This is a genomic window from Bradyrhizobium sp. INPA03-11B (genome assembly GCF_040446015.1).
Taxonomy (GTDB): domain Bacteria; phylum Pseudomonadota; class Alphaproteobacteria; order Rhizobiales; family Xanthobacteraceae; genus Bradyrhizobium; species Bradyrhizobium macuxiense_A.
The window spans coordinates 1-15,872 of sequence record NZ_JASGSR010000098.1; the positions used below are offsets into that span (position 1 = coordinate 1).

General features: G+C 64.1%; 15 protein-coding genes. 5 read left to right on the top strand and 10 right to left on the bottom strand.

What is annotated here, in order from left to right; translation table 11 throughout:
- Positions 1-875 (top strand): prenyltransferase/squalene oxidase repeat-containing protein (locus tag QMZ05_RS30505; RefSeq protein ID WP_353704124.1); only part of this gene is annotated, 875 nt, incomplete at its 5' end.
- A gap of 26 nt (positions 876-901) precedes the next feature.
- Positions 902-1,630: a phosphorylase gene (locus tag QMZ05_RS30510; RefSeq protein WP_353704125.1), complete on the top strand. Its 729-nt coding sequence runs from the start codon at positions 902-904 to the stop codon at positions 1,628-1,630.
- Between the two features lie 128 nt (positions 1,631-1,758).
- Here QMZ05_RS30510 and hpnH read toward each other — a convergent pair whose 3' ends face one another.
- Positions 1,759-2,919 carry an adenosyl-hopene transferase HpnH gene (hpnH, locus tag QMZ05_RS30515; RefSeq protein WP_353704126.1) on the bottom strand — a complete coding sequence of 387 codons (1,161 nt, stop codon included), beginning with the start codon at positions 2,917-2,919 and terminating at the stop codon, positions 1,759-1,761.
- Positions 2,920-2,964: 45 nt separating this feature from the next.
- Positions 2,965-3,891 carry a 4-hydroxy-3-methylbut-2-enyl diphosphate reductase gene (ispH, locus tag QMZ05_RS30520; protein ID WP_050626212.1) on the bottom strand — a complete coding sequence of 309 codons (927 nt, stop codon included), beginning with the start codon at positions 3,889-3,891 and terminating at the stop codon, positions 2,965-2,967.
- Positions 3,892-4,340: 449 nt separating this feature from the next.
- Here ispH and QMZ05_RS30525 point away from each other — a divergent pair, with 449 nt between their 5' ends.
- The gene (locus QMZ05_RS30525; protein WP_353704127.1) at positions 4,341-6,956 is read left to right on the top strand and encodes an MMPL family transporter; all 2,616 of its coding nucleotides are present in this window, start codon (positions 4,341-4,343) and stop codon (positions 6,954-6,956) included.
- A gap of 55 nt (positions 6,957-7,011) precedes the next feature.
- Here QMZ05_RS30525 and QMZ05_RS30530 read toward each other — a convergent pair whose 3' ends face one another.
- On the bottom strand, positions 7,012-7,668 hold the full coding sequence (locus QMZ05_RS30530) for a DUF2147 domain-containing protein (protein ID WP_353704128.1): 657 nt from the start codon (positions 7,666-7,668) through the stop codon (positions 7,012-7,014).
- A 102-nt stretch (positions 7,669-7,770) separates the two neighbouring features.
- On the opposite strand from QMZ05_RS30530, the gene hpnO reads away from it, so the two are divergent.
- A complete protein-coding gene (gene hpnO / locus QMZ05_RS30535; protein ID WP_050420129.1) occupies positions 7,771-9,162 on the top strand; it encodes an aminobacteriohopanetriol synthase HpnO in 1,392 nt (463 codons plus the stop codon).
- Positions 9,163-9,407: 245 nt separating this feature from the next.
- Here hpnO and QMZ05_RS30540 read toward each other — a convergent pair whose 3' ends face one another.
- The 4 genes from QMZ05_RS30540 to QMZ05_RS30555 form a co-directional block, all read right to left on the bottom strand.
- Complete coding sequence (locus QMZ05_RS30540) at positions 9,408-10,172, bottom strand: anti-sigma factor (protein WP_353704129.1); 765 nt, start codon at positions 10,170-10,172, stop codon at positions 9,408-9,410.
- A complete protein-coding gene (locus QMZ05_RS30545; protein ID WP_353704130.1) occupies positions 10,169-10,726 on the bottom strand; it encodes a sigma-70 family RNA polymerase sigma factor in 558 nt (185 codons plus the stop codon). Before QMZ05_RS30545 ends, QMZ05_RS30540 begins: the two co-directional genes overlap by 4 nt.
- Before the next feature lie 94 nt (positions 10,727-10,820).
- Positions 10,821-11,144: a cupredoxin family copper-binding protein gene (locus QMZ05_RS30550; RefSeq protein ID WP_074129153.1), complete on the bottom strand. Its 324-nt coding sequence runs from the start codon at positions 11,142-11,144 to the stop codon at positions 10,821-10,823.
- Between the two features lie 24 nt (positions 11,145-11,168).
- Positions 11,169-12,122 carry a metallophosphoesterase gene (locus QMZ05_RS30555; protein ID WP_353704131.1) on the bottom strand — a complete coding sequence of 318 codons (954 nt, stop codon included), beginning with the start codon at positions 12,120-12,122 and terminating at the stop codon, positions 11,169-11,171.
- A gap of 249 nt (positions 12,123-12,371) precedes the next feature.
- Between QMZ05_RS30555 and QMZ05_RS30560 the strand changes: the two genes are divergently transcribed.
- On the top strand, positions 12,372-12,779 hold the full coding sequence (locus tag QMZ05_RS30560; RefSeq protein ID WP_353704132.1) for a GFA family protein: 408 nt from the start codon (positions 12,372-12,374) through the stop codon (positions 12,777-12,779).
- A gap of 101 nt (positions 12,780-12,880) precedes the next feature.
- Here the strand turns inward: QMZ05_RS30560 and QMZ05_RS30565 are convergent, their stop codons facing one another.
- The 3 genes from QMZ05_RS30565 to QMZ05_RS30575 form a co-directional block, all read right to left on the bottom strand.
- Entirely contained in the window at positions 12,881-13,192 is a 312-nt protein-coding gene (locus tag QMZ05_RS30565; protein ID WP_353704133.1) for a hypothetical protein, read from the bottom strand.
- A gap of 105 nt (positions 13,193-13,297) precedes the next feature.
- Positions 13,298-14,200: an alpha/beta hydrolase gene (locus tag QMZ05_RS30570; RefSeq protein ID WP_353704134.1), complete on the bottom strand. Its 903-nt coding sequence runs from the start codon at positions 14,198-14,200 to the stop codon at positions 13,298-13,300.
- 6 nt (positions 14,201-14,206) lie between these two features.
- Entirely contained in the window at positions 14,207-15,826 is a 1,620-nt protein-coding gene (locus QMZ05_RS30575; protein ID WP_353704135.1) for a GMC family oxidoreductase N-terminal domain-containing protein, read from the bottom strand.
- Positions 15,827-15,872 lie beyond the last annotated feature (46 nt).

A 15,872-nucleotide genomic window follows, 5' to 3' on the forward strand; every position in this document is an offset into this window, starting at 1 on the left:
CGGTCAAGGCGCCGGACGTCCGTCCCGGCGGCTGGGCGTTCCAGTACAACAACGACCATTATCCCGATCTCGACGACACCGCCGTGGTCGTGATGGCGATGGATCGCGTGCGGCGTCATACCGGAACCCGGGAATATGACGAGGCGATCGCGCGCGGCCGCGAATGGATCGAGGGGCTGCAGAGCCGCGACGGCGGCTGGGCCGCGTTCGACGTCAACAACCTCGAATATTACCTCAACAACATCCCGTTCTCCGATCACGGCGCATTGCTCGATCCGCCGACCGAGGATGTCACCGCGCGCTGCATCTCGATGCTGGGCCAACTGGGCGAGACCGCCGAGAGCAACAAGGCGATGGCCGACGGCATTGCCTATCTGCGCCGCACCCAGCTGGCCGAGGGCTCCTGGTACGGCCGCTGGGGCCTGAATTACATCTACGGCACCTGGTCGGTGCTCTCGGCGCTAAATGTCGCAGGGGTCGATCGCAACGACCCGATGGTCCGGAAGGCGGTCGATTGGCTGGCCTCCGTCCAGAACCAGGACGGCGGCTGGGGCGAGGACGCTGTCAGCTACCGGCTGGACTACAAGGGTTACGAAGTTGCGCCATCGACCTCCTCGCAAACGGCATGGGCCTTGCTTGGATTGATGGCGGCCGGTGAGGTCGAAAATCCAGCCGTTGCGCGGGGTGTGGAGTACCTAAAGGCAACACAGACGGAAAAAGGGCTGTGGGACGAGCAGCGATACACCGCAACGGGGTTTCCGCGGGTATTTTACTTGCGATATCATGGCTACTCGAAGTTCTTTCCGCTCTGGGCGCTGGCGCGGTATCGGAATCTGAGAAGCACCAATAGCAGGGTGGTAGGGGTCGGGATGTGATTGTTGAGGCGGGGGCCGCCGAGACCGTGGGCAGTAGAATTGATCCTCGGCCGGTATTAATCGTGACTGGATTGGTGCAGGAGGCCCGTATCGCAGCGGGTCCCGGCATGATCGTGATTTGCAGTTCGAGCGATCCGCAGCAGCTGCGTGCATTGCTGGCGACGCTGGATCCGACGACCTTCCGTGGCGTGATTTCGTTCGGCGTGGCCGGCGGGCTCGACCCGTCGCTCAAGTCCGGCGACGTCGTGGTCGCGACCGAGGTGATGTCCGGCGATACGCGTTTCCTGGCGGCATCCGCCCTGAACGAAGAGATGATCGCCAGCGCTGCGCTGAAGCGCCGCAGGATCGTCCGCGGCGGTCTTGCCGGCGTGGAAGAGGTGATCGCGGCGAAGGCCTGCAAGGCCGCGCTGCGCTCGATGACGGGCGCAGCCGCAGTCGACATGGAGAGCCATATCGCGGCAGCTTATGCCGCCAAGGCAGGCGTTCCGTTCGCCGCGCTGCGCGTGATCAGCGATCCCGCGCACCGGGCGCTGCCGGAGCTTGCGAAATCGGCGGTGAAGCCGAATGGCGACATCGACCTGCGCAAGGTGCTGCGCGGCATCGTGCGCAATCCGCGGACGCTGCGGGCGCTGGTGTCGACCGGTATCGACTTCAACCGCGCGCTGCGCTCGCTGCGCAGCTGCCGCAGCTTCCTGCTCGGCAACGAGGTGCTGATGCCGGCGGAAGACGTTCTGATCACGGCGAAGGCGGCCTGATCCGCTGTCCCGGACGGGGACGGGGCTCGCCGCATCAGGCTCAGAACATCAAAGTCAAAGCACTTGGCGCAAAAACAAAGGCCCGATCGCATCGCGACCGGGCCTTTTGCTTTGCTGTGCGGCGCGGATTACGCGGCCGTGGAAGCCTTGGCTTGCTGCTTGGCGGCTGCGGCGGCAGCCTCGTCGCGGCGGATCTCCGAGAGCTTCTTCTCGACCTGCTCGGCGAAGATATATTGCGCCGGGCGCTGCTTCGACATGTCGATCTCCGGCGCCATCGGGCCCGAGGTCTTGATGCCGCGCAGCGCGACCCACATCGCCTTCAGCGGATTGTTGATCGCTGCGGTGGCCGCGGTCGGCTCGTAGCCGCAATGGGCCATACAGTCGGCGCACTTCTCGTACTTGCCGGTGCCGTAGGTGTCCCAATCGGTGGTGTCCATCAGCTCCTTGAAGGTCTTGGCGTAGCCTTCACCGAGCAGATAGCAGGGCTTCTGCCAGCCGAAGATGTTGCGCGCCGGCATGCCCCAGGGCGTGCACTCGTATTCCTGGTTGCCGGCGAGGAAGTCGAGGAACAGGCCGGAATGCATGAAATTCCACTTCTTGCCCTTGCCGAGCGCAAAGACGTCGCGGAACAGCTTCTTGGTCTTGGTGCGGTTGAGGAAGTGCTCCTGGTCGGGCGCACGCTCATAGGCGTAACCCGGCGACATCGAGACACCGACGCCGAGCTCGGTGGTGAAGTCGAGGAACTTGGCGATCTCCTCGGCCGGATGGCCGTCGAAGATGGTGGCGTTGACGTTGACCGTGAAGCCGCGCGCCTTCGCCGCCTTGATCGCGGAGACGGCGCGATCGAACACGCCCTTCTGCGACACCGCCTTGTCGTGATGATCCTTCAGGCCGTCGAGATGCACCGAGAAGAACAGATAGGGCGACGGCTCGAACAGATCGAGCTTCTTCTCGAGCAGCAGCGCATTGGTGCACAGCGAGACGAACTTCTTGCGCGCCACGAGGCCGCGCACGATCTCGCCGATCTCCTTGTGGATCAGCGGCTCGCCGCCGGGGATCGCCACCATCGGCGCGCCGCATTCATCGGCCGCGTCCCAGCATTCCTGCGCGGTCATGCGGCGGTTGAGGATCGCATCGGGATAGTCGATCTTGCCGCAGCCGACGCAGGCGAGGTTGCAGCGGAACAAGGGTTCGAGCATCAGCACGAGCGGATAGCGTTTGCGGCCAAGCAGCTTCTGCTTGATCAGATAACCGCCGATACGCATTTCCTTGAAGAACGGTATAGCCATTAGACGATTTTCTTTCTGCACTTATCAAAGGGAAGTGGGTTCAGATCAGCCCGCAGTCAGTTCGGCCGGCAGCCGGAATTCGATATTCTCTTCACGGCCCGGAACGACCGAGACCGAAACAGGTCCGATGCGCCGCAGGGCCTCGATCACATCGTCGACCAAAACTTCGGGCGCCGACGCGCCCGCCGTGATGCCGACGGCCTTGGCATCCTTCAGCCAGTCCGGGTTGAGCTCGCTCCCATCGGCAATGAGATAACTCGCGACGCCGACCTCGGTGCCGATTTCGCGAAGCCTGTTCGAGTTGGAACTATTGGCGGCCCCCACCACCAAAATGACGTCCACCAGCTTACTTAGGTCCCTTACCGCAGATTGGCGGTTCTGTGTCGCATAGCAGATATCCCTGATGTCCGGGCCTTGAATATCTGTAAATTTTGCCTGAAGGGCCGCGATGATGTCCCTGGTGTCGTCCACGGACAGGGTGGTCTGGGTGATATAGGCGACCGGGGTGTCGGTCGGCAGCCGCAATTCCGCCACATCCTGGACGCTCTGGACCAGCAGGACCGGCCCCGGAACCTGGCCCATGGTTCCCTCGACCTCGGGGTGGCCGGCATGCCCGATCAGGATCAGGGCACGGCCCTTCGAGATATAGCGTTTGCCCTGGTTGTGGACCTTGGTGACGAGCGGGCAGGTGGCGTTGAGTACGGGCAGGTCGCGGGCTTCCGCCTCCTCCTCGACGCTCCTGGCGACGCCATGGGCACTGAAGACGGTCACCGCCTTGGCCGGCACTTCCGACAGGTCCTCGACGAAGATCGCGCCCTTCTTCTTCAGGCTTTCCACCACGTGCTTGTTGTGAACGATCTCGTGGCGGACGTAGACCGGCGGGCCATACTTCGCGAGCGCGCGTTCGACGATTTCGATCGCGCGCACGACGCCCGCGCAGAAGCCGCGCGGCTGAGCAAGAAACACTTCCATCGGTCGTCCGTTACGCAAATTGCACCAGCCTCATTCCAAGCCCTGCGGCCATTTCGGCAACGCACTCCACAAGTCGGACCTCGCAACGTCAGTTGCAATGTCCGCGCCATCACAGTTCCTGCACGGGATCTGCGCCCCAAGCGCATGGAAATACAGGGATTTGTGGCAAAAAGGTAGCGCTTCGAGCGGATGAACTGCCGGTGAGGGCGGCATTTGAGGTAATATAGTGTGGATTTCGGGCCTGCGACCGTCCGTCCCCCTCACTTGTTCGTCACTTTATCGCCCACTGATGCGGTTTATACCGGCCACTCGTGGCCGTTCCTGTGGTTTGGAACCTCCTCACCATCTCGTCGAGGAAGATAACCAAAACAACATTAGATCGGTCCCGGGAACTCCGCTACAGAGCGGGCGTTTTCGGCCATGCTTCCCCGAGATTAGAAAGAAACGAAGTGCTGACAAATATTGTCGTCTCCGTTGTTAGGACCTGTACGCGTTTTGCCCTTCCGGTTGTCATTTTCGCTGTGCTGCTGTCGATCGGGGCCGGCTTCTATACGGCCCGCAACTTCTCGATCAACACCGACATCAACAAGCTGATCTCGCCGGATCTGGATTGGCGCAAGCGCGACAACCAGTTCGAGGAAGCCTTTGATCGCGAGCGGCTGATCCTGGCGGTCGTCGAGGGCGCGACGCCCGAGCTGACCAGCTCGGCCGCGAAGGCGCTCACCGCGAAGCTGCAAGCCGACAAGAAGAACTTCGAGGCGATCACCGCGCTCGGCTCCGGCGAATTCTTCGAGAGGAACGGCCTCTTGTTCCTGCCGACCGAAGAGGTCGGCAAGGTCACGGGCCAGCTCGAATCGGCCGCACCGCTGATCGAGATCATGGCCGGCGATCCTTCGATTCGCGGACTGACCGGCGCGCTCGAAACCGGCCTTGCGGGCGTCAAGCGCGGGCAGGTCAAGCTCGACAACGCAGCCCCGCCCTTCAACCTGATCTCCGAGACCGTCGAGACCATCCTCGCCAAGGGCAACGCGACCTTCTCGTGGCGCGAGCTCACCAGCGACAAGCCGCTGACCGATTCGGACAAGCGCGCCTTCATCGAGATCAAGCCGATCATCGACTATTCGGCGCTGGAGCCCGGCAAGGCCGCGACCGACGCGATCCGGCAGGCCGCTGCCGATCTGAAATTCCCGACCGAGTATCACGCGCGCGTGCGCCTGACCGGACCCGTGCCGATTGCCAACGAGGAATACGCCACGGTGCAGGACGGCGCGATCACCAACGGCATCGGCACCGTGGTGATTGTGCTGATCATCCTCTGGCTGGCGCTGCACTCCGGCAAGATCATCTTCGCCGTGTTCGTCAACCTGTTCATCGGCCTTGCCCTCACCACCGCGGTCGGCCTGATGATGGTCGGGTCGTTGAACCTGCTTTCGATCGCCTTCGCGGTGCTGTTCGTCGGCCTCGGTGTCGACTTCGGCATCCAGTTCAGCGTGCGCTACCGCTCCGAGCGTTTCAAGAACGACAATCTGACGCTCGCGCTCGAGAACGCAGCACGCCGCTCGGCGGTGCCGCTGTCGCTCGCGGCGATGGCGACCGCAGCCGGCTTCCTGTGCTTCCTGCCGACCGACTACAAGGGCATCTCCGAACTCGGCAAGATCGCCGGCGCCGGCATGCTGGTGGCCTTCATCACCAGCATCACGGTGCTGCCGGCGCTGCTCGACCTGCTCAATCCGCCGGGCGAGAAGGAGCCCGTCGGCTACGCCTTCCTGGCGCCGCTCGACAACTTCCTGGAGAAGCATCGTGTCCCGATCATTGTCGGCACGCTGCTGGTCACGCTCGCGGGCCTGCCGCTGCTGCACTACATGAAGTTCGACTTCAACCCGATCAATCTGCGCAACAAGCAGGCGGAATCGATCGCGACCTTCCTCGACCTGCGGAAGGATCCGAACACCGGCGCCAACGCCATCGACGTGATGACGCACTCGGAAGCCGACGCCAAGAAGATCGAGGCCAAGCTCGAGAAGCTGCCGGAAGTGTCGCGCGTGATGTCGCTCGACCGCTTCGTGCCTGACGACCAGCCGGCCAAGCTGAAGCTGATCGCACAGGCCGCCAAGACGCTCGGCCCTGCGCTCAATCCGGACTCGGTCGATCCGGCACCGTCGGATCAGGAGAATGTCGAGTCGCTGAAGAGCTCGGTCGACAGCCTGCGCAAGACCGCGGGCGACGGCAAGGGACCGGGTGCGGTTGCCGCGCGCCGGCTCGCCGACGCCCTGCAGAAGCTTGCCGATTCGACCCAGGCGACCCGCGACAAGGCCCAGGAGGTCTTCGTCGCGCCGATGAAGATCGTGTTCGATCAGCTCCGCAACACGTTGCAGGCCCAGACCGTCACGCTGCAGAACCTGCCACCGGAACTGGTGGCGAGCTGGAAGACCAAGGACGGCCTGATGCGTGTCGAGGCGGAGCCGAAGGGTGATCCGAACGACAACGACAATCTGCGTCGCTTTGCCGACGCCGTGCTCGCCGCCGAGCCGACCGCGATCGGTGGACCGGTGTCGATCCTGAAGTCGGGCGACGTCATCGTGAATGCGTTCATCCACGCCGGCATTCTCGCGCTGGTCACGATCAGCCTGCTGCTGTGGCTGACGCTGCGCCGGGTCGTCGACGTGCTGATGACGCTGGTGCCGCTGCTGGTCGCCGGCATCGTCACGCTGGAGATCTGCGTCTTGATCGGGCTGCCGCTCAACTTCGCCAATATCGTCGCGTTGCCGCTGCTGCTCGGCGTCGGCGTGGCGTTCAAGATCTACTATGTCACGGCATGGCGGCAGGGCAGGACGAACCTGCTGCAATCGAGCCTGACGCGCGCGATCTTTTTCAGCGCGCTGACCACGGCGACGGCGTTCGGTAGCCTGTGGCTATCCAGTCATCCCGGCACCGCAAGCATGGGCAAGCTGCTTGCGCTTTCGCTCGTCACGACGCTCGCGGCGGTACTGCTGTTCCAGCCGGCGCTGATGGGCAAGCCGCGCGAAACCCTCAAGGACGAGGATATCGCCAACGACGTCACCTGACGGGTTGGCGGTCCGGCTTGGCGGCAGGCCGCCGAGCCGGACTGGTGCGTCGGTATCAGTGCGTCGGTCGCGCGATGTCCGGGAGCAGGCAGATATCGCCCACCGCGTCCGCCGACGCATTGGCGGCACCCGGAGCACCGGCTGCCTGCTTCTGACCGGACTTGGTGGCAGGCGCCACGGCGCCGGTGGTCTTCTGCGGCGCAGCCGATTTGGGAGCGGCGCCCTTCGCAGCCGGGCTGCCGGCCGCAGCCGGGTTGCCGGCGGCGCTCACCGGGATCGGCGGACCGACGCGGGTCCAGGTCTCGCCGCCACACAGGAAGCCGAGCACGCAGCCCTGGATCTCGAGCTGATCGGTGCCGACCGGCTTGATGGTCGAGCTGTAGAGCTGGCCGTCCTTCGCGTTGTAAACTTGGCCTTCCCACGCGTCGGCGCCGGCCTTCTTCTTCATGTCGATCAGGATCGGCATGCCGAGCGTAGGCCTGCTCTGCTTCGCAGGATCAGGATTGTTCTTATCCTTGCCGCCGGGGGTTTTTTCCCAGGACACCGCACCCCACATGTTGCCATTACACTGGGCGACGCGGATGGTGGCGACACCGTCTGCGACCTTCCAGTCGCCGGTCGGGTCCGCTGCAAGTGCCGGTGATAATACGGTGGCCAAAAATAAACCTGAAAAGGCTATTGTACGCGCGAAAGTTCTTGGGCAGTGCAACATGGTCCAAACCTGTGCTTAACTAGACGATCCGAGCGGGGGTCAAAACGCCGCTAGCGAGCGTTTTAAGTTGACGAGATGGCCATCAACCGACGTATGTAACGAATGGTAAGTTCCAATTTAGACGTTTCCGAGATTTTTGTGGAGCGCGAGGGGCAGCGCGGTGCCATGCACACGCGTCACCTCAACGAGCAGCTCGTTCGCGTCCTCAAGACCATCGGCTATGACGTCGGCTTCCAGAAGGGGCAAGGCCAATACCTCTTCGATCGTCAGGGGGCTCGTTACCTCGATCTATTGAGCGGATTTGGCGTTTTTGCGATTGGCCGCAATCATCCGGACCTGCGTAAGGCGCTGAAGAGCGTGCTCGATGCCGATCTGCCCAATCTCGTGCAGCTCGACGTTTCGACCCTCGCCGGCGTGCTCGCGGAACGACTTCTGGAACATGTTCCATATCTGGACAAGGTGTTTTTCGCCAATTCCGGCGCCGAAACCGTCGAAGCTGCGATCAAGTTCGCGCGCGGCGCGACCGGCCGGCCGGGCATCGTCTATTGCGGGCATTCGTTCCACGGCCTGTCCTACGGCGCCCTGTCGCTGACCGATGATACGAATTTCCGCAGCGGCTTCGAACCGCTGCTGCCGGGTTGCACCCCGATCCCCTACAACGATCTCGAGGCGCTGGAGAAGGCGCTGTCGTCGCGGCAGGTCGGTGCGTTCATCGTCGAGCCGATCCAGGGCAAGGGCGTCAACATGCCCACCGACGAGTTCCTGCCCGGCGCGCTGGCGCTGTGCCGCAAATACGGCACGCTGTTCATCGCCGACGAGATCCAGACCGGCATCGGCCGCACCGGAAAATTCCTCGCGATCGAGCATTGGGGCATCGAGCCCGACATGGTGCTGCTGGCGAAGGCGCTGTCCGGCGGTCACGTGCCGATCGGCGCGCTGCTGACGCGCAAGCACATCTTCGACAAGATCTTCAACCAGATGGACCGCGCGGTCGTGCATGGTTCGACCTTCGCCAAGAACGATCTGGCGATGGCGGCCGGTATCGCGACGCTCGATGTCATCAAGGCCGAGAAGCTGGTCGAGAACGCCGCCAAGCGCGGCGCCGAGCTCCGTCTTGCGCTGACGCGCATGGTGCCGGGCTATGAACTGATGAAGGAAGTCCGCGGCAAGGGCCTGATGATCGGTGTCGAGTTCGGCCCGCCGAAATCGCTGCGGCTGAAGGCGTCGTGGAACCTGCTGGAGACCGCCAACAAGGGTCTGTTCTGCCAGCTCATCACGGTGCCGCTGTTCAAGGATCACAAGATCCTCACGCAAGTCGCCGGCCACGGCCTCCACACCATCAAGCTGCTGCCGCCGCTGATGATCACCGAGGAAGATTGCAGCTGGATCGAGAAGTCGTTCGACGACGTGATCGCCGGCAGCCACAAGGTGCCCGGCGCGATCTGGTCGCTCGGCAAGACGCTGGTCGACAACGCGGTGCGCAAGTCGGCGTAAGCTAATTTTCTCGTAGCCCGGATGCAGCGAAGCGAAATCCGGGGTTCCCGATACTTGCGAGACCGTTCCCGGATTGCGCTGCGCTCCATCCGGGCTACGAACTTGCCTTGTTCGTCATTGCGAGCGAAGCAATCCATCGCGCCGCAAGCGGAGAGATGGATTGCTTCGTCGCTTCAGCGCAAAATTGCTTTGCAATTTTGTCGCGAGCTCCTCGCAATGACGGATGTGGAGCGAGCGTTCGAAACTCACCCTTCCTTGTTCGCGCGCATCGCGCTCTCGAACTTGTCGCCGAACTCGCTGAGCTCGTCGGCGCCGAGATCGCTGACGGCCCAATAGTTCAGGCCGCGGTCGCTCCAGCGACGGATGTTGAAGCCCTGCAACGTCGAGACCTTCGCGGTCTTGCGTTCGGTATTTGCCGTCTGCGCCACGAACAGATTGATCACGTGCTGGCGCCGCTTGTAGACCACGGCGCCGATCTCGCGAGCGTTGACGTAGTCGAGCCGGCCGCCGATCAGGGTGAAGCCCTGCGCGGTGAGGTCGATCACCGGCGGCGAGACGTCGAGCTTGCCGTTGAACCAGGGCTTGACCGTATGCTGATCGGTCGAGACCACGTCGATCAGATGGCCGGCCTGTAGCGAGCGCAGATGCGCCGACACCACCTCGTTCTCGATGCGCTGCTCGTCGTCGTTGCGCAGCACGATCGCGACGAGGCCCGTCGCCGCCATCGCCGATACCGCCGAGCCCATCGCGAAGCCGCGCAGCACCGAGCGCCGGCTCGGCGCCGCCTGCGGCTGCGGCAGGGCCTTCTCGATCTTGCGGCGCAGCTCGAGCGGCGCCTTGTAGCTGACGTCGCTCTCGGCGATCGCCTGGCGGATCTCCTGATATTCCTTCATCAGGGCGGCGCAATGCGCGCACCCCTCGATATGGGCTTCCACTTCGCGTGCATGGCCGGCGTCGAGTTCGCCGTCGATCAGCGCGTGGATCAGCACTTCGGCTTCCTCGCAGGTCATTTCGCTTGCTCCTGTTCCGCGAGCCAGGCTGATCGCAGCATGGCGCGGGCGCGCGCGAGACGGGACATCACGGTGCCGACCGGCACGGCGGCGACATCGGCGATCTCGCGGTATGAAAGATTCTGGATTTCCCTGAGCACAAAGGTCTCGCGGAACGGCTCGGCGAGCGCTGCGACCAACTTGCGCACGGTGTCGCCGTCGAAACGGCGCAGCATCTGCTTTTCCGGGGTCTCCGGGGCTTCGTTCCACATCGGGGTCTGGTCGCCGCCCTCGGGCAGCTCCTCGACCGGCGTGGGGGCGGTCTTGCGGCGGGCATATTCGGCGCGGCAGACATTGCGCAGGATCGCGAACAGCCACGGCTTCATCGCAGGTCCCCGGTAGCTGTCGAAATGCTTGTAGGCTCGCAGATAACATTCCTGCACCGCGTCCTCGGCATCGGCGGCATCGCGCAGCAAATAGCGCGCCAGGGTGTAGGCGTCGTCAAGGTAGGGCAGCGCGGCTTCGCGGAAGCGCCGTGCCTTTTCGGGATCGTCTTGCGACGCGTTGACAACCATCGTGTCCTGCCCGGCTTGTCGAGAGACGGCTTGCGCCCGGCCGGGGGCTGAGGGCCACCGGCCGGGCATGGCTGTGATTGTATGGCTGGTCACGTTACCCAACCTTGATACTGCCTGTCATGTGCGGATGCAGCGAGCAGAAATACTTGTACTCGCCGGGCTCCGTGAAGGTGAACGAGAAGGTGCCGTCGGTATCCATGGTCTTGGAGCGGAATTTTCCCGCGCACACCACGGTGTGCGGGATGTCGTCGCGGTTGGTCCAGGTCACTGTCGTGCCGACCTTCACGTCGAGCGGGTTCGGCGCGAACGAGAAGTTGTCGATGTGGACCGCGATATCTTCGGCGCGGGCCGCCGTGACAGGCAGCAGCATGGCCGCGACCACGGCGATCCCGAAGTCGCGTCGATTGATCGTACTCATCGTCTCTTTCCTCAACCTTGTCCGTCAGCCCTGCAGCGGCGTGTCGATGATCGCCAGCGGCTGGCTGTTCTGCTTGAAGTTGATGCTGGCGACGCCGAGCATGCTGCGCAGCTTGGCATCCTCGACCTTCATCGGGCCGGGCGAGGGGGCGGCACCCGGCGCCGGCTGCGGGAAGGCCGTCGAACGCGCGGTGTGGAAGGTGACGTTGCCCTCGACCTTCTGCATCACCTGGTGGATGTGGCCGTTCAGCACGGTGACCGAGCCGAAGCCCTTGACGTATTCCAGCGCGCGGGCGCCGTCCTCGGTGCCCCAGCCCCATTGCGGATAGACCGTCCACAGCGGGATGTGGGCGAAGAGCACGATCGGCGTCGACTTGGAGCGGCCCTTGAGGTCGTTCTCGAGCCATTCGAGCTGCTCGTTGCCGAGATTGCCGAGGCCGCCGCCCTTGAGGTCGACGACGTTGACGAGGCCGACGAAATGCACGCCGCCGGCGTCGAAGGAATAGTAGCCCGGGCCCTTGGTGCCCTTGCCGTAGCGTTCCTTGTAGAGCTTGACCTCTTCGTCGATGAAGTCGTGCTCGCCCGGCACGTAGTGCACGTCAAGCTTGGCCTGCGAGATGATGCGATCGGCGTCATCGAATTCGGACGCCTTCGACAGATGGGTGATGTCGCCGGTGTGGATCATGAAGGACGGCTTGACCTGCATCGCCTTGACCTTGTTGATGGCCTCCTCCAGCGTGCCGATGGTGTTCGGGTTGGCCGGCTTGTCGAAGCCGACATGGCTGTCACTGATCTGCATGAAGGTCATGCCGGTGGTGGCTTCGGCCGCGGCGGCCGAGCCGACGATGCCGAGCGAATGCGGCACGCCGCCGGTGACGGTCCAGAGTACGCCGGTGCCGGCCCAGGTCATGCATTCCAGCACCTTGCGTCGGCTGACGCCTTTTTCCTCATCGTGGTGATTGTGATCGTGTCCGCTCATGACAAGTCTCCCGTGGGCCCAGGGATTGGGTTTCCGGGGAGGTGATCGGAGCGGCCGGGGCTTTATTCCCGCGGCTTTGGAGAGGGTTGAGGGCAGGGATGACGATTTCGTGAGAACCGGGCGGCCGGCCGCGTGATCGGTGCCCATCCGGCCGCGCGACAGCTGGCCGCAAGGGCAAGATGCGTCATTGAAGGCCTTGGGCCTGTAACGCTATCGACCGGCCAAACCACTGATTGGTCGGAGGAAAACATGGGCAACGTCACCGGAGGCTGTCACTGCGGTGAGATCCGTTACGAGGTGAGCGGGGAACCGGCCGTCCACGCGCTGTGCCACTGCACCGATTGCCGGCGGCATGCCGGCGCGCCGATGGTCGGCTGGGTGATGGTCGCCGAGGACGCCCTCAAGGTGACCAAGGGCGAGCCCAGGATCTACCGGTCCTCGGAGCATGGCCGGCGGTACTTCTGCACGAATTGCGGCAGCGGGCTCTTCTACACCAACGGCGACATGTTGCCCGGGTTCATCGACATCCAGAGCGGCACCTATGACGATCCCGGCGCGGCGCCGGCCACGATGCACATCCAGGTCGCGGAGCGGCTGCGCTGGATGGAAACGGCGCACGAGCTGCCGGCCTTCGATCGCTTTCCGCCGACGGAATGACCGGTGAATGTTGTGGCGATGATGCGCGCCGCAGCATGACGATGCCGCGCAACGTAGATGAACGGCCGCAACACAGCTGTCTTGCGGCCGTCAGCATAATGTCAGCGCTCCTGCTTAAAGATGGCAGACTTCATTCGCCACACCGGGAGATCATCATGAGCGACCACGCAGGCGTTGAGCATCATCACCAGGCAGCCGAGCATCACGAGCACGCGGCGCGTCATCACCGCGAAGCCGCCAAGCACCACCAAGAGGGCAATCACGAGAAGGCGGCGCACCACGCCCACAGCGCCCATGGCCACGCCAGCCATGCCCAGCATCACCACACCGAAGCGAGCCGGCATCACGCCGAGCATCACGGCAAACACTAGCTTCTTGTTTGACGCGTTTTCTTCACGCGAGCCGGCATCCACTTCGCTCGAAAACGCTCTGACAGTTCCAGTACTGCGTGAGTGGCTTCCGCCGTCCCCGCAAGGGGACGGCGATTTCTTTTTGCGGCGTCGCGCGTGCCGACTGCGCTAGTCCGCACCCGTCGCGAACGTCCTGAGCGCGGCAACCATCAGCTCCGGCGCTTCCTGTGCGACGCAGTGGCCGACGCCATCGAAGGTCCATCTGCTCGCGTGCGGGATCAGCGCTGCGGCGCGGTCGGCCATCTCCTTGTAGATCGGCCATGACTGTTCGGCGGTGGCGATGCGGACAGGGCAGGCGATCTCGGAGAACCACGGGAACGGATTGCCGCGGGCATCGCCGGTGTAGATCTGCTCCATGGCCTGGAAGATCGGCTTCAGCATCGCCTGTTCGATTTCGGGCGTGCAGCGCAGCTGCATGCGGCCGTCGTCGAGCCGCGCAAAGCCGTGATGCACATAGGCCCATAGCGACGGCTCAGTCCACGTCGCGAAGGTCGGCGCGGCGCGCAATCGCCGGAACAGATCGTCGGCATTGTCGAATTCGGTCCGGCGGCGCAGCACGCCTTGCACGGACGCGTTCGAGATGTCGCTTAGGTCGCCGCCGCGCAGTGCGTGCGGGTTCATCGCGGTCGGCTCCGTCACGAACAGCCGCGCGAAGCGGTCCGGCATCAGCTTCGTCGCAAGCAGCAGGTCGGTCGCGCCGGCGCTGTGGCCGATGCCGTAGATGTTCTTCAGGTCGAGGCGTTCGACCACCCTGCAAACGTCACTGGCGAAATCCTGGAAGTGATAGCGGTCGGCGGCCGGCTTGTGGCTCAGGCCGTGGCCGCGGCGGTCGTGCGCATAGACGGTGTAGTCGGAGGCGAGCGCCTCCGCGACCTCGGTCCAGACCTCGGCGACAAAGCCCGTGCCGTGCAGCAGCAGCGCCACAGGCTTGCCCGACGCGGGATCGCCCCATCGTGCCAGCGCGATCTGCGATCCGGCATCGCCAACGAAAATCCGCTGCGGCTGCATCATGGGTTGCTATCTTGCATCCTGCAAGATCATCGCAGCGGCCTTCTCGGCGATCATCGCGGTCGGCGTATTGGTATTGCCGGAGGTGATCGTCGGCATGACAGAAGCATCCGCGATGCGCAGGCCGTGCAGGCCGTAGAAGCGCAGGCGCTCGTCGACCACCGCCATCGGATCGTTCGCCGTGCCCATCTTCGCGGTGCCGACCGGGTGGAAGATCGTGGTGCCGATGTCGCCGGCGGCCTTGGCGAGCGAGGCGTCGTCATCGGCGACCGAGGGCCCGGGCAGGAACTCTTCGGGATGATACTTCTCCAGCGCCTTCTGCTTCATCAGCCTGCGCGTGGTGCGGATCGCGTCGGCCGCGACCTGGCGGTCGTCGTCCGTCGACAGGTAATTCGGCGCGATCGACGGCTTGTCGTCGGGCGCGGTCGAGCGGATGCGCACCGTGCCGCGCGAGGTCGGTTGCAGATTGCAGGCGCTCACCGTGATCGCGGGGAAGCGGTGCAGGGGATCGCCGAACTTGTCGAGCGACAGCGGCTGCACATGGAACTGGATGTTGGCGCGCGAGCGCGTCGCATCCGAGCGGGTGAAGATGCCGAGCTGCGACGGCGCCATGGTCAGCGGTCCGCGACGGCGGAACGCGTAGTCGAGGCCCATCAGGCCGCGGCGCACCAGGTTGTAATAGGTCTCGTTCAGCGTGCGCACACCCGACACCTTGTAGATCGCGCGCTGTTGCAGATGGTCCTGCAGATTATGGCCGATGCCCTGCACGTCGGCCACGATGTCGACGCCGAGCGGCGACAGCCATTCGGCCGGGCCGATGCCGGAGCGATGCAGCACCTGCGTGGTGCCGATCGAGCCGGCGCAGAGAATCACCTCGCCCTTGGCGCGCGCCTCGACGACCTCGTTGCCTTGCCGGAACAGCACGCCGGCGGCGCGGCCGCTCTCGATGATCAGGCGGTCGACCAGCACCTCGGTCTCGAGCCTGAGATTGCTGCGGTTCAGCACCGGCTTCAGGAACCCGCGCGCCGACGACCAGCGCCGGCCGCGCTTCTGGTTGACGTGGAAATAACTGGTGCCTTCATTGTCGCCGGTGTTGAAATCCGGGATGCGCTTGATGCCCATCTCCTCCGCGGCATCGCCGACCGCATCGAGGATCTGCCACGACAGCCGCGGCGCCTCGATGCGCCAGCCGCCGCCGACGCCGTGATGCTCGCTTGCACCGAGGAAGTGATCCTCCAGCTTCTTGAACGCCGGCAGCACGTCCTCGTAGCTCCAGCCGGTGAGGCCGAGCTGCCGCCAGTGATCGTAATCCGCGGCCTGGCCGCGCATCGAGATCATGGCGTTGATCGCCGACGAGCCGCCGATCACCTTGCCGCGCGGATAGGCGAGCGCGCGGCCGTTGAGGCCGGGCTCGGCCTCGGTCTTGAACATCCAGTCCGAGCGCGGATTGCCGATCGCGAAGAGATAGCCGACCGGGATGTGAAACCAGATCCAGTTGTCCTTGCCGCCGGCCTCCAGCAGCAGCACGCGCTTGTTTGGATCGGCCGACAGGCGGTTGGCCATGATGCAGCCCGCCGTGCCCGCGCCGACGATAATGTAGTCGAAATCACCCTCGAGCCTTCGCGGCATGTCCTCGTTCCCGGCAAGCGTCTTTTGTTGACTTCCTATTAGTCAG